Source organism: Pseudomonas fluorescens group sp. PF-1 (assembly GCF_054481335.1).
The window spans coordinates 2,038,324-2,060,719 of record NZ_JBTMNG010000001.1 but is presented as its reverse complement, the minus strand read 5'-3'; the positions used below and the strand labels follow the sequence as shown (position 1 = coordinate 2,060,719).

At 55.1% G+C, this 22,396-nt stretch carries 14 protein-coding genes and 5 pseudogenes; 9 read left to right on the top strand and 10 right to left on the bottom strand.

Annotated elements, in window-relative coordinates; translation table 11 throughout:
* Positions 1–116 precede the first annotated feature (116 nt).
* A complete protein-coding gene (locus ACX3YD_RS09865) occupies positions 117–1,202 on the bottom strand; it encodes a tartrate dehydrogenase (RefSeq protein WP_458959814.1) in 1,086 nt (361 codons plus the stop codon).
* A 104-nt stretch (positions 1,203–1,306) separates the two neighbouring features.
* On the opposite strand from ACX3YD_RS09865, the gene ACX3YD_RS09860 reads away from it, so the two are divergent.
* A complete protein-coding gene (locus ACX3YD_RS09860; protein ID WP_458959813.1) occupies positions 1,307–2,221 on the top strand; it encodes a LysR substrate-binding domain-containing protein in 915 nt (304 codons plus the stop codon).
* Between the two features lie 624 nt (positions 2,222–2,845).
* Here the strand turns inward: ACX3YD_RS09860 and ACX3YD_RS09855 are convergent.
* The 3 genes and pseudogenes from ACX3YD_RS09855 to ACX3YD_RS09845 form a co-directional block, all read right to left on the bottom strand.
* Entirely contained in the window at positions 2,846–3,808 is a 963-nt protein-coding gene (locus tag ACX3YD_RS09855; protein WP_458959812.1) for a GlxA family transcriptional regulator, read from the bottom strand.
* Between the two features lie 25 nt (positions 3,809–3,833).
* Positions 3,834–4,583 (bottom strand): annotated as a pseudogene (locus ACX3YD_RS09850) (L-serine ammonia-lyase); the annotation flags it as partial.
* A 201-nt stretch (positions 4,584–4,784) separates the two neighbouring features.
* Positions 4,785–6,149, bottom strand: coding sequence for a formimidoylglutamate deiminase (locus tag ACX3YD_RS09845; RefSeq protein ID WP_458959811.1), 1,365 nt, complete (start codon positions 6,147–6,149; stop codon positions 4,785–4,787).
* Between the two features lie 94 nt (positions 6,150–6,243).
* On the opposite strand from ACX3YD_RS09845, the gene hutC reads away from it, so the two are divergent.
* Together hutC and ACX3YD_RS09835 are read left to right on the top strand one after the other, a co-directional pair.
* Positions 6,244–6,996: a histidine utilization repressor gene (gene hutC, locus ACX3YD_RS09840; protein ID WP_458959810.1), complete on the top strand. Its 753-nt coding sequence runs from the start codon at positions 6,244–6,246 to the stop codon at positions 6,994–6,996.
* A 514-nt stretch (positions 6,997–7,510) separates the two neighbouring features.
* Positions 7,511–8,308, top strand: a complete 798-nt coding sequence (locus tag ACX3YD_RS09835) for a substrate-binding periplasmic protein (protein ID WP_458959809.1) — start codon at positions 7,511–7,513, stop codon at positions 8,306–8,308.
* A gap of 161 nt (positions 8,309–8,469) precedes the next feature.
* On the opposite strand, the gene ACX3YD_RS09830 is transcribed toward ACX3YD_RS09835, so the two are convergent.
* On the bottom strand, positions 8,470–8,703 hold the full coding sequence (locus tag ACX3YD_RS09830) for a diguanylate cyclase domain-containing protein (protein WP_458959808.1): 234 nt from the start codon (positions 8,701–8,703) through the stop codon (positions 8,470–8,472).
* Between the two features lie 147 nt (positions 8,704–8,850).
* Positions 8,851–10,388 (bottom strand): annotated as a pseudogene (locus ACX3YD_RS09825) (IS3 family transposase).
* Between the two features lie 225 nt (positions 10,389–10,613).
* On the opposite strand from ACX3YD_RS09825, the gene hutU reads away from it, so the two are divergent.
* From hutU to hutG, 5 genes are all read left to right on the top strand, one after another.
* Positions 10,614–12,287, top strand: coding sequence for a urocanate hydratase (gene hutU, locus ACX3YD_RS09820; RefSeq protein ID WP_458959807.1), 1,674 nt, complete (start codon positions 10,614–10,616; stop codon positions 12,285–12,287).
* 184 nt (positions 12,288–12,471) lie between these two features.
* Positions 12,472–14,010 carry a histidine ammonia-lyase gene (hutH, locus tag ACX3YD_RS09815; protein ID WP_458959806.1) on the top strand — a complete coding sequence of 513 codons (1,539 nt, stop codon included), beginning with the start codon at positions 12,472–12,474 and terminating at the stop codon, positions 14,008–14,010.
* A 121-nt stretch (positions 14,011–14,131) separates the two neighbouring features.
* Positions 14,132–15,562: an amino acid permease gene (locus ACX3YD_RS09810; RefSeq protein WP_458959805.1), complete on the top strand. Its 1,431-nt coding sequence runs from the start codon at positions 14,132–14,134 to the stop codon at positions 15,560–15,562.
* On the top strand, positions 15,559–16,764 hold the full coding sequence (gene hutI / locus ACX3YD_RS09805) for an imidazolonepropionase (protein ID WP_458959804.1): 1,206 nt from the start codon (positions 15,559–15,561) through the stop codon (positions 16,762–16,764). Before ACX3YD_RS09810 ends, hutI begins: the two co-directional genes overlap by 4 nt.
* Positions 16,765–16,774: 10 nt before the next feature.
* Positions 16,775–17,578, top strand: coding sequence for an N-formylglutamate deformylase (gene hutG, locus ACX3YD_RS09800; RefSeq protein ID WP_458959803.1), 804 nt, complete (start codon positions 16,775–16,777; stop codon positions 17,576–17,578).
* Positions 17,579–17,897: 319 nt separating this feature from the next.
* Here the strand turns inward: hutG and ACX3YD_RS09795 are convergent.
* Positions 17,898–18,877 (bottom strand): IS5 family transposase gene (locus ACX3YD_RS09795; protein WP_458959802.1). Its coding sequence is split into 2 segments (ribosomal slippage): positions 17,898–18,046 and positions 18,046–18,877, totalling 981 coding nucleotides; the frame shifts between segments, so codons are not numbered across the junction.
* Positions 18,878–19,268: 391 nt separating this feature from the next.
* Positions 19,269–19,565: pseudogene (locus ACX3YD_RS09790) on the bottom strand (IS110 family transposase); the annotation flags it as partial.
* Positions 19,566–19,653: 88 nt separating this feature from the next.
* On the opposite strand from ACX3YD_RS09790, the pseudogene ACX3YD_RS09785 reads away from it, so the two are divergent.
* Positions 19,654–19,803: pseudogene (locus ACX3YD_RS09785) on the top strand (IS5/IS1182 family transposase); the annotation flags it as partial.
* Between the two features lie 344 nt (positions 19,804–20,147).
* Here the strand turns inward: ACX3YD_RS09785 and ACX3YD_RS09780 are convergent.
* On the bottom strand, positions 20,148–20,912 hold the full coding sequence (locus ACX3YD_RS09780) for a methyl-accepting chemotaxis protein (protein WP_458960401.1): 765 nt from the start codon (positions 20,910–20,912) through the stop codon (positions 20,148–20,150).
* A gap of 93 nt (positions 20,913–21,005) precedes the next feature.
* Positions 21,006–22,037 (bottom strand): annotated as a pseudogene (locus ACX3YD_RS09775) (HAMP domain-containing protein); the annotation flags it as partial.
* Between the last annotated feature and the right edge of the window lie 359 nt (positions 22,038–22,396).

The following is a 22,396-nucleotide window of genomic DNA, read 5'->3' as shown; positions in this document are numbered from 1 at the left end:
CATGTTCCCAATGGTTAACAGTTTGCAACTATTCAACGCACAGCGCAAGAGCTGCACGTCGACTCGATGGCTTGCCTCGACAGAACGCAAACCATCGGCCTGAAGCTCTACCGCAATTATCCCGCGACAATTTCGGCGATGGCCTGACCCACTGCCTGGGTGGACAACGAGCCGCCCATGTCGCGAGTCACGGTTCCGTTGGCGATTACCTGCTCAATCGCTTGGAGGATCTCGTCGTGGGCGGCGCGATAGCGCTCGTCACCTCGGCCGAGAAATTCGAGCATGAGAGCGCCCGACCAAATCATGGCAATCGGGTTGGCAATGTTCTGGCCGAAGATATCCGGCGCCGAGCCATGCACCGGCTCGAACAGTGACGGGAACTTGCGCTCCGGGTTGAGGTTAGCCGACGGTGCGATGCCGATGGTGCCGGCGCAAGCCGGGCCGAGGTCGGAGAGGATGTCACCGAACAGGTTGGACGCTACCACCACATCAAAGCGCTCCGGCTGCAACACGAAGCGCGCGCATAGGATATCGATGTGCTGCTTGTCCCAGGTGATGTCCGGATAATTGGTTGCCATGGCGGCCGTGCGCTCGTCCCAATAAGGCATGCTCACGGCCATGCCATTGGATTTGGTGGCTGAGGTCAGCTGCTTGCGCTCACGCGTCTGCGCCAGGTCGAAGGCGTACTTGAGGATGCGGTCAACACCACGACGGGTGAATACCGATTCCTGCAGCACGAACTCATTCTCGGTTCCCTCGAACATACGCCCGCCCAAAGAGGAGTACTCGCCTTCGGTGTTCTCGCGGATCACCACGAAGTCGATGTCGCCTGGCTGCTTGCCAGCCAGTGGGCACGGCACGCCGGGGAACAGGCGCACCGGGCGAATATTCACGTACTGGTCAAAGTCGCGTCGGAACTTCAGCAGCGAGCCCCACAGCGAAATGTGGTCGGGCACCTTGTCTGGCCAGCCGACAGCGCCGAAGTACAGGGCATCGAAGCCCTTGAGCTGGTCGAACCAGTCATCCGGCATCATCTTGCCGTGCTCGAGGTAGTAGTCGCAGCTGGCCCACTCAAAGTGTTCGAACTCCAGCGCCAGGCCAAATTTTCGCGCCGCCGCCTGGACCACTCGCAGTCCTTCCGGGAGAACTTCCAGGCCAATACCGTCTCCGGCAATCGCGGCGATTCTGAATGTCTTGTTCATGCTGGCACCCTTGTTAGATCAGAGGTTGGATGTGATGCCAGGCATGCTATAAGTTGACGATGCAAGTATAATCAGCTCAACTGTTGATACTTATTATCCGAACTGTGAACAATCTACCGAATCTGGAAGACCTCAACGTCTTCGTCCATGTTGCCCGTCGCTCCAGCTTCTCAAGCGCCGCCTCTGAACTGGGCATGTCCGCCGCCTTTATCAGCAAACGCATTCGCCTGCTCGAGCAAAACCTCGGCGTGCGCCTGCTGCATCGCACCACCCGCCGAGTGTCAGTGAGCGACGATGGCGAGCGTATCTACCAGTGGGCCTTGCGCATCCTCGACTCAGTGCAGCGCATGGGCGATGACGTCAGTGCCCTGCACCGCGAGCCCAGCGGGCAACTGCGTATCGCCAGTAGCCTCGGACTGGGCCGGCGCTTCGTTGCCCCTGCCCTTTCGGAACTGGCCGAACGCTACCCCCAACTGGACATCCGCCTCGATGTGCAGGACCGCCTGATCGACCTGATCGACGAAGGCTTCGACCTCGACGTGCGGGTCGGCAACGAAATTGATCCGCACCTCATCGCCAAGCCGCTGGCGCGCAATCGCCGGGTACTCTGCGCCGCGCCGGCGTATCTGGAACGGTACGGCACACCGCGTACACTGGCGGATCTGGCCACACACGATTGCCTGGTGATCAAGGAACGCGATCACCCATTCGGGATCTGGCAATTGCAAGGGCCGGAGGGCGAAGAACAAGTGAAAGTGACTGGCCCGCTGTCGTCCAATCACGGTGAAGTGGTGCACCAGTGGTGCATCGATGGCCGAGGCATCTTGCTGCGCTCATGGTGGGACGTGTACGACAACCTGGAAGACGGGCGCCTCGTGCAGGTTTTGCCCGAGTACATGCAGCCGGCTGACATTTGGGCGGTGTACACGGCTCCCCTCGCCACTTCGGCCAAGGTGCGCGTGACTGTTGAATGCCTGAAGCAGTACTTCGTCGAGCGCTACAGCCTCCCGGAAACTTAAATCAGCGGCGCAGACTGTCCAAAGGCAACCCAAATCAATCAGCACGGCCCCACGCGTCTTGACTGGTTCAACGTCAGCTTTGGATCTTTTCAACCGGTCGCGGCAGGCAGAAATCGGCCGATTCTGCTGAAAAATTCGGTTCTTCACAGACTGCCCAGACACTGAGCGCTGAAAACGCTTTTTTTGCGCGCCGATACGCGAAATCTGATCCCGGAATCCTCTGCTCAATGCAAAGATTTTAGTCTCAAGCGCTTACTTTTTTAACGTGGAAACCATGGCCGATTTTTACAACAGCATCGGCCAAAAGCGGACTGTACTCATGACAACCATAGGAGTGTCAGACCATACCAAAGCACGATGTACTGAACAAAATTTCACCTCAAAAAAACTGTCCTGTCGATGCCGATGCCGATGCCGAATTGACGCGGTGCTGAGCTTTCACTGACCCGGCCTGGCTCCTCACGAACCGTTGCCTGCGCTGGATTTTTGCCGCCTTCAAGGTGGAAATCTTGCGTTGGCACATGGGTCAGCTCTGCATCGGCGTTTCGAGTCTTAAGCCTACCTCACTTTAACTTCAAGACTAAACGTGGGCTTACTGCGGTGAGAGCTAAATTGATGCTAGCGTCAGCCTGCTATCGCAAGCATGCTCACCCCCACATGGTCGCGCGGGTGTGCGCCGAAGTACTGGCGATAACAGCGAATAAAATGTTGTAACGATACAAACCCGCATTCGCTAGCGACATTAGGCATACCCCCTCGACCGGCCTGCAATAGGTCACGCGCGTGTTGCAGGCGCAAATCCAGGTAGCGCCGCGACGGCGAACAACCCAAATATTGCTTGAACAGCCTCTCCAGATGTCGGCGGGAAACACCAATGTTTTCGGCAAGCTCGTCGATGCTTAACATGCGATTCAGGTGTTCGCCCATTAATGCCAGCGTTGTCTGCAATTTGGCCGGAGCATTTTGCGTCGATTGCAAGGGTTTAGCTTGACGGGCAGCGTGCTTGTCCATATGCAGAATCAAACCACGACCGTGAGTATGGGCAAGCAGCTCATGCATCAAACCTTGTACTGCTTGGGGGCCAACGCAAGTCAAACGCTGGCGGTCGACACAGAACGGCGCTGCGACTGGAATCAGATCTTTGAATGCACCTAGCGTCAGCGATGGATCGGGTTCAGGCAAACTGCACCGATAACCGTCCAGCGCACCTATTTGCGCCAAGACCCAACCGGCCTTGCCGAGTGAACCGAGCCTGATAGGCTGCATGGCCCAGTAGCGCAACTGGCTTCGTAGCTCAGGAACGTCTATTCGATTGTGTAGGTTCTCGCCACCACAAAGGATTAACACATCCAGTGACTGGGCCTGGTCCAGTCGCGAAGTGGCAGTAACAATGCCATTGCTGGCATAAAGGGGCAGGCCGTCTGAGCTAAGAATTTGCCAATGACAAACGCCTGGACCAGCAACTTGGTTTGCTAGGCGCAATGGCTCCAGTGCATTGGCCAATGTAAAAAAATCAAATCCTTCCACCAACCAAAAGCCAATGCGTAGAGTCTGTGGTTGTGGATGGCGAGAATTGTTGAGTCGCATGCTTCTCTCCTATGGACCAAGTGGTTCAACACTCGATGGAGCTAACGGCCAGCCCGCCACGTGAGGTCTCTTTGTATTTGTCATGCATGTCTGCACCAGTATCGCGCATTGTGCGGATTACCCGATCTAGCGAGATAAAGTGCGTGCCGTCACCGCGCAATGCCATTTGTGCAGCATTGATCGCCTTCACCGCAGCGATGGCATTTCGCTCAATGCACGGCACCTGTACCAGTCCGCCAACGGGATCACAGGTCAAACCAAGATTGTGTTCCAAGCCTATTTCTGCAGCATTCTCCACTTGCTCGGGACTGGCGCCGAGAATTTCCGCAAGGCCGGCAGCGGCCATTGCGCAAGCAGAACCGACCTCGCCCTGACAGCCGACTTCCGCACCGGAGATAGAGGCATTACGTTTGCAAAGAATGCCGACGGCAGCGGCGGCAAGGAAATAGTCCACCACATCGCTATCCTTGGCCTCCGGACAAAATTTCATGTAGTACTGCAAAACGGCTGGAATAATCCCTGCCGCGCCATTGGTGGGTGCTGTGACCATTCGCCCGCCAGCGGCATTTTCTTCGTTGACTGCCAGAGCGAATAGGTTCACCCATTCCATGGCGCTCAATGTCGACCCGATGACATTAGGCTTTCCAATCTCCAACAGACTGCGGTGCAGGCGTGCCGCGCGGCGCTGAACATTCAGTCCGCCAGGCAATACCCCTTCTTGCTTAAGGCCGCTATCCACACAGCTCCGCATTGCCTGCCATATTTGCGCCAGCCCCGTAACCGTCCGGCCAAGTCACCGTAAGGGGCTGGCGAACACACCTTCCGAACTCCAGGTTTAAGGGCGATGGTGTCCGCGTATTTAGGTGGACACCATCGCCCTTAATCTGGGGATTCTGAAGGTGTGTTCGGCAGACGCTTACCACTATCATGCCTTCCAACTTATTAGTTCCGCGTTTTTTTAGCGAACCACACCTATTTAAGCCAAAAGACTTTTCAGCACGTTGGTGAAATCTCGAGCGCTACGCTCTTCCTCAGCATGGTGACCATTCTTGATCACCCACTGACCATTGACCATGACATCACATATTTGAGTGTCGCTGCCAGCGAACAACCAACGGTTGAGAATTTCATTGCCCTTGGCAGTTGCTATATACGGGTTATCACCGTTCAGAACCAATAAATCGGCCCGCTTGCCTACCTCGAGCGTCCCGACGCACTGCCCAAGCGCCTGAGCGCCACCACTCAAAGCTGCGTCATAGAGATTGCGACCGATCATTGGTTGGTCGTCACAGTAAAGTCGATTACGTCGTTGGTCGCGCAAGCGCTGTCCATACTCCAGCCAACGTAATTCCTCAACCACACTCAGCGATACGTGACTGTCTGACCCGATTCCGAAGCGCCCTCCCTGCCTGAAATAGTCAACGGCCGGAAATATACCGTCTCCCAAATTAGCTTCTGTAGTTAAGCATAGTCCTGCCACAGCTCCGCTGTATGCCATGGCAGCAATCTCATTGCTGTTAGCATGTGTTGCATGTACTAAACACCAATGTTTATCGATCGAAACATTTTCATAAAGCCATTGCAGCGGACGGCGACCAGCCCAGGCCAGGCAATCGCTTACTTCTTTCAACTGTTCGGCAATATGGATATGGATCGGCTGATCAAGATGCACCGCGTTTAGCACGACGTTGATTTGCTCGGGTGAGACCGCTCGGAGGGAATGAAAACAGATACCGAGACGCTGTGCCCTTTTTATAGCCAGATGTGGTTTTAAACGCTCCAGCAAGTCAAGATAGCTATCGGTGGTGTTTACGAAGCGTCGTTGACTATGATTCGGTTCCTGAGAGCCAAAACCAGAGTAACTGTATAGTACAGGGAGCAAAGTTAGGCCTATACCCGCCTCACTAGCGGCTTCACTGATACGCCAAGCTAACTCGGCTGGATCGGCATAGGGTATGCCGTTGACATCATGATGCACATAGTGAAATTCAGCCACGCTCGTGTAGCCGGCCTTGAGCATTTCTATGTAAAGCTGACGCGCAATAATCTGCATTTGCTCGGGAGAAAGGCGCCCCACCATTCGGTACATCAGGTCACGCCAAGTCCAGAAGCTGTCGTTTGGGTTACCGGCAACTTCGGCAAGCCCCGCCATCGCGCGTTGGAATGCGTGCGAATGAACGTTTGGCATACCTGGTAGCACAGGTCCCCGTAAGCGTTCAGCCCCTTCAGATGAGCCGCCAATGGTGATTTTTTCCAAGTGGCCGGAGGTGGAAACCTCAAAATGTACGTCGTGCGCCCAGCCTTCGGGTAACAATGCGCAGGGAGCTATGAATGCAGGCATAAAGACAACCTATGAGTTGGAATTAGATTGTATATACATATACAGATGTTTGCGATAAGAGTAAACTACTACTCAGCATGACAAGGAGAACCACATGTCGAAGCAGCCACAAAACTCATCCTCGTTGGCAGATCAAATCAGCGATGTGCCAGCGCCGCTCTATGCGCAAGTCAAACGGATGATCACTCAACAGATACAGAGTGGCACTTGGCTGGCACATCAACGGATACCCTCGGAAAGCGAACTGGTGGACGCACTAGGATTTAGTCGTATGACGATCAATCGCGCCCTTCGTGAACTCACAGCTGATGGATTGTTGATGCGCATGCAAGGGGTGGGTACTTTCGTCGCGGAACGCAAGGGTCATTCGGCTCTATTTGAGGTCAACAACATTGCCGATGAAATAAAGTCACGCGACCATCACCATCATTGCAAGGTGATTCTCCTAACCGAGGAGTCGGCTAGCCCTGAGCGGGCCTTCGCATTGAACATGCGCGAAGGGCAGAGGGTGTTTCATTCTTTGCTCGTACACTATGAGGACGACGTGGCGGTGCAACTTGAAGATCGCTACGTGAATGCTGTACTGGCTCCGGATTATCTCCAGCAGGATTTCGTCGTGCAGACTCCCTATGCCTACCTGTCAAGGGTCGCACCCCTGACCGAGGGTGAGCATGTGGTCGAAGCGATTCTCGCTGAGGCGGAAGAGTGCAGGCTATTGCAGATTGATCACAATGAGCCCTGCCTGTTGATTCGTCGGCGTACTTGGTCCGGCAATCAGGCCGTCACCTCTGCGCGACTGATACATCCGGGCTCACGACATCGCCTTGAGGGGCGCTTCAGTTCATGATCAGTTCCGAATCGTGCCGCCGGATATCTGCGCATGTTCCGACTCGAGCAGTACTCTCGACATTGCCCGGGATGCTATCTCTACACTCAATGAACGCATCAAAGCCATCCTGAAAGGCGATGGAATTGAAGATGCGTATAGCCAAGTCACCAACATGAACCGACTGGTAGTTTACAGATCGGCACTGGCGCAGCGCTGTTGATACTGTTTAATGTCCGCATCGCCGGAATTACTGACATTGTCGGCGTTTTGCTACGCTCGCTGGCCGGTGATGTCGCTTGGCGCATAGCATTTGTGTTGGAACTGCTTATGTCTCCGCTGCTTTGCCGCCGGATTTCGTCACTGCCCAAGCTGCGGATCGATGCCAGTTACCCCTTGATCAATCGCTTTCGAATATAACCACTAGCACTCGCAGTACTGTTTTTATTTTACCGTGCAAATAGCCGCTCTATTTTAGACTGTAGTTAAATACTCTATCCACCTAAGGTGGAATCAACGATTAAATGAAGCCCGCATGTATAACAAAAAGACTCACTACCGAATGTGGCCACATGTTGCCCCGACCCTTATGGGGTGCACACTCCAGCTGCTGGCAGTGAGCGCCTGCATCGCACAGGAGGTGCGCGAGACGCTGACAATCATGGTGGAAGATGCTGCCGCACCATGGTCAAGGAGCGATGGCACCGGTTACGCTAATGACGTGGTTGTTGCCGCCTTCAAAGAGATGGGTGTAGAGATTCAACTAAGAGTAGTGCCTTACTCACGCTGCAAATACTTGGTGCTCAGTGGCCAAGTCACCGCCTGCTTCAACATGAGCTGGCAACCAGAATTCGAAGCCAGGATCAAGCTGGCTGCGCGACCAATCTTCAAAGTGAGGAACGACATCTTTGAACATATCAATGCTCCATTGCCGAAGCCGCCAGATGGGCAATGTATTTTGCCGCCTAGCACTGTCGTTGGCATCACCAGAGATTACGAATACTCAACCCAAGCAATGGCACTCCAAACCTCAGGGGTGGTATTCGAGAATTCCCTCTCGGACTTGATAAGCCTGCAAAAACTTGCAGCTCGGCGTTTTCAGGCAGCATTGATAATGAGCAATGACCTGGAGGTCAGGAATCAAAAAGCCATACAGTCAGGCACAGAGGATGTAGTGCGCTTTGCCTTCAATTGCGGAGTGGCAACCTTGACGATAGGCTTTAGCCTGACCCATCCAGACGGATTGCGAGCGCTGGAGATGTATGACGAGGGCTATCGCCGCATCGAGGCCAACGGCTCCCTCAAGGATATTCACATGCGCTGGTTTCCTTAGCCTCATGTGGACTTGACTATGCGACTGCGGTGTTCGGGAAAAACGTAGTGTTTGTAAGCATCTCAAGCTACTGGGAACTCAGTCATCGCAACTCCTTTGCATCCCAGTTGTTTAACGCCCTACATTGCCTGATCCGCCGCTTTCAGCAACGAGCCCAGACTTTAGCCATGATTAAGGCACAGCCCACCGACCTCATGGCCATACTTGTCGTTAATTTCCTTGAAATGATCCAGATCGAACAACAGTACGGCAAACGCAGTACCACTCACTGTCCAGTTTGAAAGGGCCTGATCAAAACGATCGGCGAAGAGGTAGTGTTTCGGCAATTTCGTTAGAATATCACGGGTTGCGAGATAGGCCGAGCGTTCGTGATCGACCTCTGCTCTTTCGATCACGTTGAAATGTCAAACCAATACCACCGGCATTAGTACGAATGCACCTGCGAGAAATGCAAGGATTATCAATGCTTCCGCAGTCAGAATATCCCCTAAACTGTTAGCGCTGATTGACCCACCAGGGGTGCGGCAAAAAACTTGGACTGATTATGCCGCGAGGCCCATGCTCTCACGATGCTCAACAGGACTGAGAGCGCCGAGAGAAATCTTGATTCGTTTCTCGTTGTACCAGCGAATGTATGAATCCAGGGCCTGAATGAACTGCTCGATGCTCGTTGACTGCCAGTTGCGAGGATAGAACAGTTCAGTTTTCAGCCGGCCGAATAAGCCTTCACAATCCTCGTTGTCAGGTAAGCATCCCTTCCGCGACACCGAACGAATCAGCTTCGCATCAGCGATGCGCGATAACCAGCCGGGCCAGCGGTAGTGAGCGCCACGATCGGAGTGAACAACAGGCCGTTTATCGTTGTTGGCCACCGTTTCGACAGCGGCATCCAGCATCGTGTTCACAAGCTCGGCGTCGGGACGCGTGCCGATCGACCAACTGATGACCTTCCCATCGAAGCAGTCGATCATGGGGGACAGGTACACCTTGCCGGCCGGGATCTGGAACTCCGAGATGTCGGTCAGCCATTTCTCATTCGGAGCTAGGGCCGTGAAGTCGCGGTTGAGGAGGTTTTCCGGCGCCGGACTGATCTCCCCGAGGTAGGAACCGTATCGACGCCGTTTCGGCTTGGCGACGACTAGGCACTCCTGCTTCATCAAGCGCTGCACCACCTTCTCTGAAAGGCGCACACGCTGCCTGCTCAACGAAGCTTGCATCCGACGGCAGCCATAGCAACGATGATTGCGCTCGAATATGTCCGCCATGGCGCGACGCGCTTCGCTGTACTTTTTCGCGACCTGCATTCGGGCTCGATGATAGAAATAGGAGCTTCGGGCCAAGCTCAACGCGTCAAGCAGCTCTAGCAAGGAGTACCTCTGCCTCAGGGCATCAGCCAGCAATGTCTTCTCCCGATTGGTCAGGACTTGCAGGTCGATGCCCGTATCTTTTTTTATGAGCTCATTCGCTTTCATCAACAGGTCGTGCTCAAGCTGCAGACGGCGCACGTCGAGCCGAAGAGATTCAAGTTGCCGCTCCAACTCTTCTCGCTCCGGTGACGATGGAGTTTCTTGTCGCCACTTCATGAATGCGGATGCCTCTGGGCCGAATAGCTGATTTTTCCAGTTGTACAACGCGGCCTGCACACGCCCAGCTTTTGAGCCACGGCGTTCGCACTTTCTTGTCGCGTGCACAGCGCGATAACCGCGGCCTGCTTCATCGCTGGCGGGCGCGCTAGCTCGTCAGATTGACCGACGACGCGCGCGTGCAGTTCGGGGTGCAATTTGTGAATCCAGGCACGCAACGAATCCCGTGCCGGGTAGCCCAAAGCCTTGATGGTGGAGGCGATACAGCGCCCGTGGTCGAGATAGTACCCGACAGCCTTTTCCCTTTGGACCGATGAGTACTTCGGCTTCGAGAGCACGTAGCCACGCGACAGGTCGAGGCATCGCTCCTACTCTTCATACCAGCTCTTCAGAGAGTTTTTCGTCGGGTAGCCCAACTGACGAATAGTTGCCCCGGTGTGCTTCCCCAGTTTGATGTAGAGCTTGACTGCTCGGATGCTATCTTCGTATGAATACATGAACTACCTCCAGGTAGTCCAACATTTCTACCGTCCCCCTGGATCAGTTTTCGGTCAGCGGCAACTGGCTTAGGTCGGTTTTTGAATCTGCTGCCCCCCCCAGAAACAAAAACAAGCAACATAAATTTCTCTTGATTATGCTTGTATATACATGATTACATGTATAGGCAATCTGGTGACAAACCAAAAAAATAGGGCTATTCGGCCATTTCAAGAGGATTCCTGGTGAGCAAGCCATCCAATTTCCGTAATGTCGAAATCCGCGCTGCGCGTGGTAACAAGCTGACCGCCAAAAGCTGGCTGACTGAAGCACCGCTGCGCATGCTGATGAACAACCTCGATCCGGAAGTCGCCGAGAACCCTAAAGAACTAGTGGTTTACGGTGGTATCGGTCGCGCTGCGCGTAACTGGGAATGCTACGACAAGATTGTCGAAAGCCTGACCAACCTGAATGATGACGAGACCCTGCTGGTGCAATCCGGCAAGCCGGTCGGCGTGTTCAAGACCCACACCAACGCCCCGCGCGTATTGATCGCCAACTCCAACCTGGTGCCGCACTGGGCGAACTGGGAACACTTCAACGAACTGGACGCCAAAGGCCTGGCCATGTACGGCCAGATGACCGCCGGCAGCTGGATCTACATCGGCAGCCAGGGCATCGTCCAGGGCACCTACGAAACCTTCGTCGAAGCGGGTCGCCAGCACTACAACGATGACCTGAAGGGCAAGTGGGTCCTGACCGCCGGCCTCGGTGGCATGGGCGGCGCCCAGCCTCTGGCCGCCACCCTGGCCGGTGCCTGCTCGCTGAACATCGAATGCCAGCAAGTGAGCATCGATTTCCGCCTGAAAAGCCGTTACGTCGACGAGCAAGCCAAAGACCTCGACGACGCGCTGGCTCGCATCGAAAAATACACCGCCGAAGGCAAGGCCATCTCCATCGCGCTGCTGGGCAACGCCGCGGAAATCCTGCCGGAACTGGTCCGTCGCGGTGTGCGCCCGGATATGGTCACCGACCAGACCAGCGCCCACGACCCGCTCAACGGCTACCTGCCAGCCGGCTGGACCTGGGAGCAATACCGCGCCCGCGCCAAGACCGAGCCGGCCGCCGTGATCAAAGCTGCCAAGCAGTCGATGGCCGTGCACGTCAAAGCCATGCTCGACTTCCAGAAGCAAGGCATCCCGACCTTCGACTACGGCAACAACATCCGTCAGATGGCCCAGGAAGAAGGTGTGGAAAACGCGTTCGATTTCCCAGGCTTCGTACCGGCCTACATCCGTCCGCTGTTCTGCCGTGGCATCGGCCCGTTCCGTTGGGCGGCCCTGTCGGGCGACCCGCAAGACATCTACAAGACCGACGCCAAGGTCAAGGAACTGATCCCGGACGACGCGCACCTGCACAACTGGCTGGACATGGCCCGCGAGCGCATCAGCTTCCAGGGTCTGCCGGCACGTATCTGCTGGGTCGGCCTGGGCCTGCGCGCCAAGTTGGGCCTGGCGTTCAACGAAATGGTGCGCAGCGGTGAATTGTCGGCGCCGATCGTCATCGGTCGCGACCACCTGGACTCCGGTTCGGTGTCCAGCCCGAACCGCGAAACCGAATCGATGCAGGATGGTTCCGATGCCGTATCCGACTGGCCACTGCTCAACGCCCTGCTCAATACCGCGAGCGGCGCGACCTGGGTGTCGCTGCACCACGGCGGCGGCGTCGGCATGGGCTTCTCCCAGCACTCGGGCATGGTGATTGTCTGCGACGGTACTGACGAAGCGGCCGAGCGTATCGCTCGCGTGCTGCACAACGACCCGGCCACCGGTGTCATGCGTCACGCCGATGCCGGCTACCAGATCGCCATCGACTGCGCCAAGGAACAGGGCCTGAACCTGCCTATGATTACCGGCTGATAAAAGCGGACTGCAATGTAATAGCGGTCCACGGCCACGCATCGCTGTAAATACGTAGCTAACCACTATCTGATTTCAAAATAAACCAGCGTGCCAAGGCGCCACACTGCAAATGCGGGCAGCGATTGATAACGGAATCATCCGGAACGTCTGGTTAGTGATTTAAAGAACCCTCGAAAGGAGCATGAATGTGACTGCGCTTAACTTGATTCCCGGTCAACTGAGCTTGGCCCAACTGCGTGATGTCTATCAGCAGCCGGTGAAACTGACGCTCGACCACAGCGCTTCGGCCCAGATCGAAGCCAGTGTCGCTTGCGTGGAACAAATCCTCACCGAGAACCGCACCGCTTACGGCATCAACACTGGTTTCGGCCTGCTGGCCTCGACCCGCATCGCCAGCGAAGACCTGGAAAACCTCCAGCGCTCGCTGGTGCTGTCCCACGCCGCCGGTGTCGGCCAACCGATCAGCGACGACCTGGTGCGCTTAATCATGGTGCTCAAGGTCAACAGCCTCAGCCGTGGTTTCTCCGGTATTCGCCGTGTGGTGATCGATGCGCTGATTGCCCTGATCAACGCTGAGGTTTACCCGCACATTCCGCTGAAAGGTTCAGTCGGCGCGTCTGGCGACCTGGCGCCTTTGGCGCACATGTCGCTGGTGCTACTGGGTGAAGGCAAGGCGCGTTACAAAGGCGAGTGGATGGAAGCGACCGAAGCACTGAAAGTTGCCGGTCTGACGCCGCTGACCCTGGCTGCGAAAGAAGGTCTGGCGCTGCTCAATGGCACTCAGGTTTCCACTGCTTACGCGCTGCGTGGTCTGTTCGAAGGCGAAGATCTGTTCGCTGGCGCTGTGGCTGTTGGTGCCCTGACGGTCGAAGCGGTATTGGGCTCACGCTCTCCGTTCGACGCACGTATCCACGCTGCCCGTGGCCAGAAAGGCCAGATCGACGCCGCAGCCGCCTATCGCGACCTGCTGGGCGAACGCAGTCAAGTCTCCGATTCGCACAAGAACTGCGAAAAGGTTCAGGATCCGTACTCCCTGCGCTGCCAGCCGCAAGTCATGGGCGCCTGCCTGACCCAGTTCCGCCAGGCTGCCGAAGTGCTGGCTGTCGAAGCCAACGCGGTGTCCGACAACCCGTTGGTCTTCGCCGCTGAAGGCGACGTGATCTCCGGTGGTAACTTCCACGCGGAACCGGTGGCCATGGCCGCGGACAACATGGCATTGGCCATTGCTGAAATCGGTTCCCTGAGCGAGCGTCGTATCTCGCTGATGATGGACAAACATATGTCGCAACTGCCACCGTTCCTGGTGGCCAACGGCGGCGTGAACTCTGGCTTCATGATCGCCCAGGTGACCGCAGCGGCACTGGCCAGCGAGAACAAGGCACTGGCGCATCCGCATTCGGTGGACAGCCTGCCGACTTCCGCCAACCAGGAAGACCACGTTTCCATGGCCCCGGCTGCTGGCAAGCGTCTATGGGAAATGGCCGAAAACACCCGTGGCATTCTCGCCGTTGAATGGCTGGCAGCGGTTCAAGGTCTGGATTTGCGCGACGGTCTAAAGAGCTCGCCAAAACTGGAACAAACTCGCAGTACCCTACGCAGCAAAGTGCCGTACTACGATAAAGACCGCTTCTTCGCGCCAGATATCCATGCAGCTAGTGAACTGTTGGCTTCGCGCTGCCTGAATGAGCTGGTACCGGTCAAGCTGCTGCCCAGCCTGTAATCAGGGAGGGGCCTTTGGCTCCTTTGCGCAAACAAGCTGATAGAAGTCCTACCCGCTCCCATGAAGGAGCGGGTTTTCACTTGAGTCAATTTACGCTCATAAAAATAAATAGAGATGCGCAATGCAACAGCAAGCAACAGGCTTGAAACGCGGGCTCTCGGCTCGACATATTCGATTCATGGCGCTGGGGTCGGCTATCGGCACCGGACTGTTTTACGGTTCTGCCTCGGCCATCCAGATGGCAGGCCCAGCGGTACTGCTAGCGTACCTGATTGGTGGTGCGGCGGTTTTTATAGTGATGCGCGCACTGGGTGAAATGTCAGTACGCGACCCGGTGGCTGGCTCGTTCGGGCAGTATGCCAGTACTTATCTGGGGCCAATGGCCGGCTTTATCCTCGGCTGGACTTACGCTTTTGGAACGATAATCGTGGGTTTGGCCGACGTCACCGCCTTCGGTATTTATATGGGCTTTTGGTTTCCGGAGGTTGCACGCTGGATCTGGGTACTTGGCATTGTGTGCCTGATTGGTGGGCTGAACCTGTGCACGGTGAAAGTTTTCGGTGAAATGGAATTCTGGTTGTCGTTGCTCAAAGTCGGGGCCATTATCGCGATGATACTTGGTGGATTCGGCATCATTCTGTTTGGTATGTACAGTGCGAGCCCTTCGACGGACATTGGTATAAACAATCTCTGGATACACGGCGGTTTCATGCCCAACGGTTTCAGTGGCCTGATCGCCTCGTTTGCGGTGGTGATGTTTGCCTTCGGCGGTATCGAAATCATCGGTGTGACTGCCGGTGAAGCCAAAGACCCGCAACGGGTGTTGCCGAAGGCGATCAACGCGGTACCAATACGAATACTGCTATTTTATGTCCTGACCTTGTTTGTATTGATGGCAATTTTCCCTTGGCCGCAGATCGGCAGTCAGGGCAGTCCTTTCGTGCAGATTTTCGACAATCTGGGGATCAGTTCGGCGGCAACCATCCTCAATATCGTTGTGATTTCCGCAGCAGTCTCAGCGATCAATAGCGAGATATTCGGGGCCGGTCGGATGATGTATGGCCTAGCGCAGCAAGGTCATGCACCAAAAGTCTTTGGCAAACTATCTCGACATGGCGTGCCCTGGATGACTGTGTTAGTCATGGGCGCAGCCTTGCTCGGTGGCGTGGCATTGAACTACTTGATCCCGGAAAAGGTTTTCCTGGTGATCGCCTCGATTGCCACATTTGCCACGGTCTTGGTTTGGTTGATGATTCTAGTCACCCAGGTGGCCATGCGTCGCTCCATGAGCAGCGAACAAGTCGCCCAGTTGCAATTCCCGGTGCCGTTCTGGCCTTTTGCCCCTCTAGCAGCGATTACCTTCATGTTGTTTATCATTGGTGTACTGGGATATTTCTCGGATACACAACCAGCATTAATCGTCGGAGTAATTTGGATTGCCTTACTCGCAGTCGCCTATTTAGTGTGGGTGAAACCGGCGTCAGGACGCAAGCTCCAGGGGTCCCGTGATCTTTCTATCTCCCGTCAATACCCTAACGGAGACCACGGATGAAAACGCTCTGGCAACACTGCCACGTCGCAACCATGGCGCAAGGCGTCTACTCGATCATCGAGGATGCGGCCATCGTGACGTCCGGTGCGCACATTGAGTGGGTTGGCCCGCGCGCTGAACTGCCGGCGGGCGAGTACCCGACGGTCAATGATTTGAACGGGGCCTGGGTGACGCCGGGCTTGATTGACTGCCACACCCACACGGTGTTCGGCGGGAACCGCAGCGGTGAGTTCGAGAAGCGTCTGCAAGGCGTCAGCTACGCGGAAATCGCCGCCAGCGGTGGTGGCATCGCCAGCACCGTGCGCGCCACCCGCGCGGCCAGCGAAGATGAGCTGTTCGCCAGCGCCGCCAAGCGTCTGAAAAGCCTGATGCGCGATGGCGTCACCAGCATCGAAATCAAATCCGGTTACGGCCTCGACCTGGCCAACGAACGCAAGATGCTGCGGGTGGCCCGCCGCCTTGGCGCCGAGCTGCCGGTCAGCGTGCGCAGCACTTGCCTGGCGGCCCATGCATTACCGCCTGAGTATGTGGATCGCGCCGACGACTACATCGATCACATCTGCGCCGAGATGCTCCCGGCCCTGGCCGCCGAAGGGCTGGTGGATGCGGTGGATGCGTTCTGCGAGTACCTGGCGTTTTCCCCGGCGCAGGTCGAGCGGGTGTTCATCACCGCCCAGGAACTGGGGCTGCCGGTGAAACTGCATGCCGAGCAATTGTCGTCCCTGCACGGTTCGACCCTGGCGGCGCGTTACCACGCACTGTCCGCCGATCATCTGGAATTCATGACCGAAGACGATGCCATCGCCATGGCCAAGTCCGGCACGGTCGCAGTGCTGCTGCCCGGCGCTTTTTACTTCCTGCGCGAAACCCAATTGCCGCCGATGGACGCCCTGCGCAAGCACGGGGTGAAAATCGCCATCGCCAGTGATCTCAACCCCGGCACTTCACCGGGCCTGTCGTTGCGCCTGATGCTGAACATGGCGTGCACCTGTTTCCGCATGACCCCGGAAGAAGCCCTGGCCGGCGCCACGATTCACGCCGCCACGGCCATAGGCATGGCCGATACCCATGGTTCGCTGGAGGTGGGCAAGGTCGCGGATTTCGTTGCCTGGCAAATCGATCGTCCGGCTGACCTGTCGTACTGGCTGGGCGGTGATCTGGAAAAACGCGTCGTGCGTCACGGCGTCGAAACAAGTCTGTAGGAGAGCAGTTGTGGATAAGGTTCTGAACTTCAAACAAGGCCGCGTGCCGCTGCTGATCAGCATGCCCCACGCCGGCGTGCGTCTGACTCCGGTGGTCGAGGCCGGGTTGATCCCGGCCGCGAAAAGCCTGCCGGACACTGACTGGCACATCCCGCAGCTCTACGATTTCGCCGCCGAACTGGGCGCCAGCACCCTGGCCGCCGAGTATTCGCGTTTCGTCATCGACCTGAACCGGCCGTCCGACGACAAGCCGTTGTATGTGGGCGCGACCACCGGCCTGTACCCGGCGACGCTGTTTGACGGTGTGCCACTGTTCCGCGAAGGGCTGGAGCCTTCGAAAGAAGAGCGTGCGACTTATCTGGAGCAGATCTGGACGCCATACCACAGCACCTTGCAGCAGGAGCTGGCGCGCCTCAAAGCCGAATTCGGCTATGCGCTGTTGTTCGATGCCCACTCGATTCGCTCGATCATCCCGCACCTGTTCGACGGCAAACTGCCGGACTTCAACCTCGGCACCTTCAATGGCGCCAGTTGCGATCCACAGCTTGCGACTCAATTGGAAGCGATCTGCGCCGCACACCCGGACTACAGCCATGTGCTGAACGGACGCTTCAAGGGCGGCCACATCACCCGGCATTACGGCAACCCGGCCGAAAACATCCATGCCGTGCAACTGGAGTTGGGCCAGTGCACGTATATGGAAGAGTTTGAGCCGTTCTGCTACCGCGAAGACCTGGCGACTGCGACCCAGGCAGTTTTAACACTACTGTTAGAACGTATGCTTTCTTGGGGAATTGAGCAATATCCAAAGTAAGCTGTCTTGAAGCACTACAAAGCCTACGATCGAGTGCATATATTACCTATGTATGCGCGTGAAAAACCAGCCACACCCAAAAGGATTGGCTGTTCAGCTTACCTGTTATTTATTAGACCTACATGCTCAACTAGCGATGAGCTATTCCTAGAAAAATTGCTACCGGCCAGTTAGGTGGATTTCCATTATGCCTAAGGAAGCTCCGATCAACTTGCCGCAACCGCGCGACAAGTTGAATATTCCATGCCGTACAGCGCTATTTATCGCGAAACGTCACGTGCGCACCGCGTTGTCGGGCTTCTCAACCCATTTCGCTGTGTTATACGCGTAACTTGCCCATACCCATCAGCTGCTTTCGGGCCATCCAAAGGTTTGAGAGGGCAAACAGCATGGTCAACTGAGCCGTGTTTTTCATCAGCCCACGAAACCGTACTTTCACATAGCCAAACTGACGCTTAATCACCCGGAAGGATGTTCGACCTTGGCCCGTGTCTGCGCTTTGCAATACTCGATCTTGCGCTTGGCCTTGTAGAGCAGGCTGCGTTTATTAAGCCTGGAATAGGTGCTGCGCCGCGCGGCGATCTGCCAGATCACTTCACGGTTTTCGTGCTCTTCACGCTTCTCAACACCGGTGTACCCTGCGTCTGCATACACCGCGTTTTCGTCTCCATGCAGCAACTCGGCAACCTGAGTGACGTCGGCCACATTCGCCGCCGTACCGTGGACGTGATGAACCAGCCCCGACTCCACATCCGCGCCGATATGCGCCTTCATTCCAAAGTAGAATTGGTTGCCTTTTTTTGTCTGATGCATCTCTGGATCGCGCTTGCCGTCTTGGTTCTTGGTCGAGCTGGGCGCGTGGATAATCGTGGCATCGACGATGGTGCCCTGGCGCAGGGAGAGACCTTTTTCCTGCAAGTAACCGTTGATAACCGCGAGGATTGCGGGCGCTAATTTATGCTTTTCCAGCAAGTGCCGGAAATTCATGATCGTGGTGTCTTCGGGGATCGGCGCGCTAAGGGTCAGGCGGGCGAACTGGCGTATCGGCGTGATTTCATAGAGCGCTTCTTCCATGGCCGGGTCGCTCAGGGAGAACCAGTTTTGCAGCAGGTGAATGCGCAACATGGTTTCCAGCGGATAGGGTTTTCGACCACCACCAGCCTTCGGGTAATACGGCTCGATTAACGCCAGCAAGCCGCTCCAGGGCACCACCTGATCCATCTCGGCGAGGAATCGTTCACGGCGTGTTTGCTTGCGCTTGCCGGCGTACTCAAAGTCGGAAAAGCTCATCTGGCTCATGCGGGGCCCGGGTCAGGTGGTGAAAGCATATTTCAGCACATCTGCAAACTTGTTCGGAGATTCCCTAATGGCTTGAAGTGCAACTTTGACACTAATCTAAGCCAGCTTACCAATAAGGTTTAAAGATAGACTTACAATCCTTCAATGAATGCAGTTCACAATTTTTTGCTCGGCGCCTCGTTGGCGGTTATTACCAAACTTCATTGTTCACCGTAAAAATGATACCTGCAGTGCTACAGCCATCTGCCTGTTGGCGCTGATGCGGGATTGCACCACCTGCCGAGACATGACTGCCCCATTATGAATAGGTAGCTATCCAGCAAGTACGGCCATAACCTAGAAGGTCTGACTGGGTCAACGATTTCTCGGCAGCTGGATCAATCCCGCATCAGCACCAACACTCGGCATCGTTGGCGTCGTTCTTGTTGCTCTTGACGTACGGTTTGACGAACTGCGGCGCGATCAACATCACCCGAAATCCGCGTGCCTGTAGCTGCCGCGCCCAATGGTGCGCACCTCCACAACTTTCCATGCCGATCTCACAGTCAGGCTCGATCTTCTCAAGCACCGTTTGAAGCCAGCGATCACGGGGTAAACGCTGCCGCCAGACGGGCTGTTCATGACAATCCACACCGTGGATTTGAAACACGTTCTTGGCCAAATCGACCCCAATGCGCATAAGCTTCATGTGTGGACTCCTTCTCACTGGTGACTGTGATTTGCATCTTCAGTCTGGCACTTCAAGATGCCGAGGTAAGGGGGAGTCCATCCCATTGTTCCGAGTAATCAAGCGTCAGTTTGGCTATACGAAAGTGCGCTTTCGCGGCCTGATGAAAAACAACGCGCAACAGGCCACGCTATTTGCCCTGTCGAACCTGTGGATGATGCGAAAACGACTGCTGGTCGCGGGAGAGGTGCGCCTGTAATGCGGGAAAAGCGCCTTGAAAAGGCGTCGCTCAAGGGTGAAACGATGAGTTAAGAACAGGAAAGGTCTGATTTCTGACCAGCCAGCGTTTTTTGAATCTCTACCAACGAGGGCATCAAAAATCGCTGACTACTTCAGACCTTCCTTAAGCAAGCAAACCACTTCGCCCGCTAATCAGTATTGCAAAAACGGGAGGCGTCCAAATAAGAGTTCCCCTAAGAAATATCCGGAAATTTTGAAAATAATACAGCGACCCATTGAGAAAATGGACTCCCAGAAATAAGGAGCTTTATTTGTGAGACGGCGCACTAGGACACGCATATTCTCAACTGCAAAGTGAACCATTCATGTTCGAAAACTATCAACCAATTTTTTTAAGCTATCAGCCTGATGCTTTAAATCATCACAAGCACGTAATGTTGTGTGGAGATTTTTCACGCCCAGTTGATTGAGAATATTGAGTTCCGTGATATCCATGTTCAGCGAGTCGATCACGGAGGTCTGCTCCTCAGTAGCTGTAGCAACCGATTGGTTCAAGCCGTCAATTTCACTGATGCGCTGGGTTATGCTGCTAAGACGATCGCCAGCCTGGTTGGCGATTGTTACGCTTTCCTCACTGTAGCGTTGACTCTCGGTCATGTTATCTACTACCTTGCGGGCGCCGATCTGCAGCTCCTCAATCATTGACTGGACTTCCCGGGCTGACGTCTGAGTGCGGTGCGCCAGACTGCGTACTTCATCCGCCACTACGGCAAAACCGCGACCTGCTTCCCCTGCTCGTGCTGCCTCAATGGCGGCATTCAAGGCCAGTAGGTTGGTCTGTTCGGAAATAGCCTTGATCACCTCGAGAATCTGGCTGACGTTCACTGTCTTGCCGTTCAGTGTTTCGACGTTACCGCAAGAGGCGCGAATGTTATCAGAAAGTTCGCTCATCGCGGTGATGGTCTGGCCGACGACAAGCCTCCCGCTCTCTGCCTGATGGCGGGCGTCGGAGGCCTGCTGGGAAGCATCACCGGCATTGCGCGCGATGTCCTGGGCCGTAGCCCCCAGTTGGTTGATCGCCGCGGCGACGCTGTTGGTACGGTTGGCCTGGTCGTCAGAATTGGCCATTGATGCGCTGGAAGAACTCATCACCCTTTTTGCCACTTCATTGACCTGATGGGTCGCAGAAGACACCTCATGGATAGTGTTATGGATACGTTCGACGAAACAGTTGAAGTCGTCCGCTAACTCCCCAAACTCGTCCCGTGAGTGGACAATTAAACGTCGGGTCAGGTCGCCCTCTCCGAGGGCGATGTCTTGCATTGCTTTGCCCATTGCCCGAAGCGGCTGCATCAGCACGCGGATCAGCATTCCCAGCAGTAAAAGGGTGATGAGCACGGTGATCAAGGTGGCGACAATAACCGAGGAGCGAAACTCACTCAGCGCCATGTAAGCTTTTTCCTTGTTGATGGACAGGCCGATGTACCATTTCACTGAAGGGAGGCCTGATACTGGCGCAAACGTCAAAATGCGGGTCGATCCGGCCTGTCCGGTTTCGCTAAATTGTGTGCTGATTTTTGGTGTATTTTGCGGATAGATATCGCTTAAGCTCTTCATTAGCAAATCCTTGTCCGGGTGGGCCAGGATTGTGCCATCGGCACTGACAAGAAAGGCATAACCGGTGCCGCCCAGTTCCAGTGAGCTGACCATTTTCACAAGGTTTTCTAGGGTCAGATCACCGCCGACTACACCGCGGGATTGATCGCCCCGTTTAACTGGGGTGGCAATTGTTACCATCAATTGGTGGGTTGACGCGTCAAAATATGGTTCTGTCAAGGTAGTGCCGTCGGCGGCCATCGCATCTTTGTACCAAGAACGTGTCCGCGGATCGTAGCCGGTTGGTAGCTCGTCCTTTGGGCGCATGGCGAAACTACCATCGGAACTACCTAGATAGGTAGAGGTGAAAGTTGATAAGACCCCCCTCTGCTCCAGAAGACTTAACACGCTTCCAGGAGCATCGTTGTTGGCGATTGTTTGAGCAATGTTATCAACCAGAAGAATACGTCCTGACAGCCAGGACTGGACGTTGCTTGCGGTAATTTTGCTGATCTCTTCAAGGTGACTTTCTAGGTTAGTGCGGATAGCTTTACGCTGTAAGTAGTCATTGTATAACGCAAACAATGAAAACGCTAAAATCAACACCAGCGAGGTAAAAAACAATACTTTGTGACTGAATTTTTTGGGCGCCTTCATGTATGATCATCCAAAATATAAATATTATTTTTATTTAGTTAAATGCTAATCAAGGAATTTTTTATGTTATTTGCGTTCGATTTTTTTAATGCGACCGACTGCCCGGTAGGCTTTTCGCCTCGGAGTAAGCCCGGCTTCGGACAGACGTAAAACCTTTTTAGGTTAGCGCCTAATCCACGAACCACAACAATTCTTTACTTCCATGTGAATTACGCGTTTATTTATTTCACCGTTCAGCCAGTTATCGAGGTCTGCAGGGTGCTTGACGGTTAAAGGTTGAACGGATGCATTAAAAATAGCAAAACTCTGACCATTGATAAGTTATCGATTATTCGAGTTCGAATTATTGGAGGATTAGA

What these genes read in the sequence shown, in the direction of transcription:
- ACX3YD_RS09845 (WP_458959811.1), bottom strand. Translation starts at nt 6,149, where the DNA reads ATGCCTGCATTCATAGCTCCCTGCGCATTGTTACCCGAAGGCTGGGCG.
- hutI (WP_458959804.1), top strand. Translation starts at nt 15,559, where the DNA reads ATGAAAACGCTCTGGCAACACTGCCACGTCGCAACCATGGCGCAAGGC.
- ACX3YD_RS09855 (WP_458959812.1), bottom strand. Translation starts at nt 3,808, where the DNA reads ATGCGACTCAACAATTCTCGCCATCCACAACCACAGACTCTACGCATT.
- hutC (WP_458959810.1), top strand. Translation starts at nt 6,244, where the DNA reads ATGTCGAAGCAGCCACAAAACTCATCCTCGTTGGCAGATCAAATCAGC.
- ACX3YD_RS09780 (WP_458960401.1), bottom strand. Translation starts at nt 20,912, where the DNA reads ATGGCCAATTCTGACGACCAGGCCAACCGTACCAACAGCGTCGCCGCG.
- ACX3YD_RS09835 (WP_458959809.1), top strand. Translation starts at nt 7,511, where the DNA reads ATGTATAACAAAAAGACTCACTACCGAATGTGGCCACATGTTGCCCCG.
- ACX3YD_RS09810 (WP_458959805.1), top strand. Translation starts at nt 14,132, where the DNA reads ATGCAACAGCAAGCAACAGGCTTGAAACGCGGGCTCTCGGCTCGACAT.
- ACX3YD_RS09865 (WP_458959814.1), bottom strand. Translation starts at nt 1,202, where the DNA reads ATGAACAAGACATTCAGAATCGCCGCGATTGCCGGAGACGGTATTGGC.
- hutH (WP_458959806.1), top strand. Translation starts at nt 12,472, where the DNA reads ATGAATGTGACTGCGCTTAACTTGATTCCCGGTCAACTGAGCTTGGCC.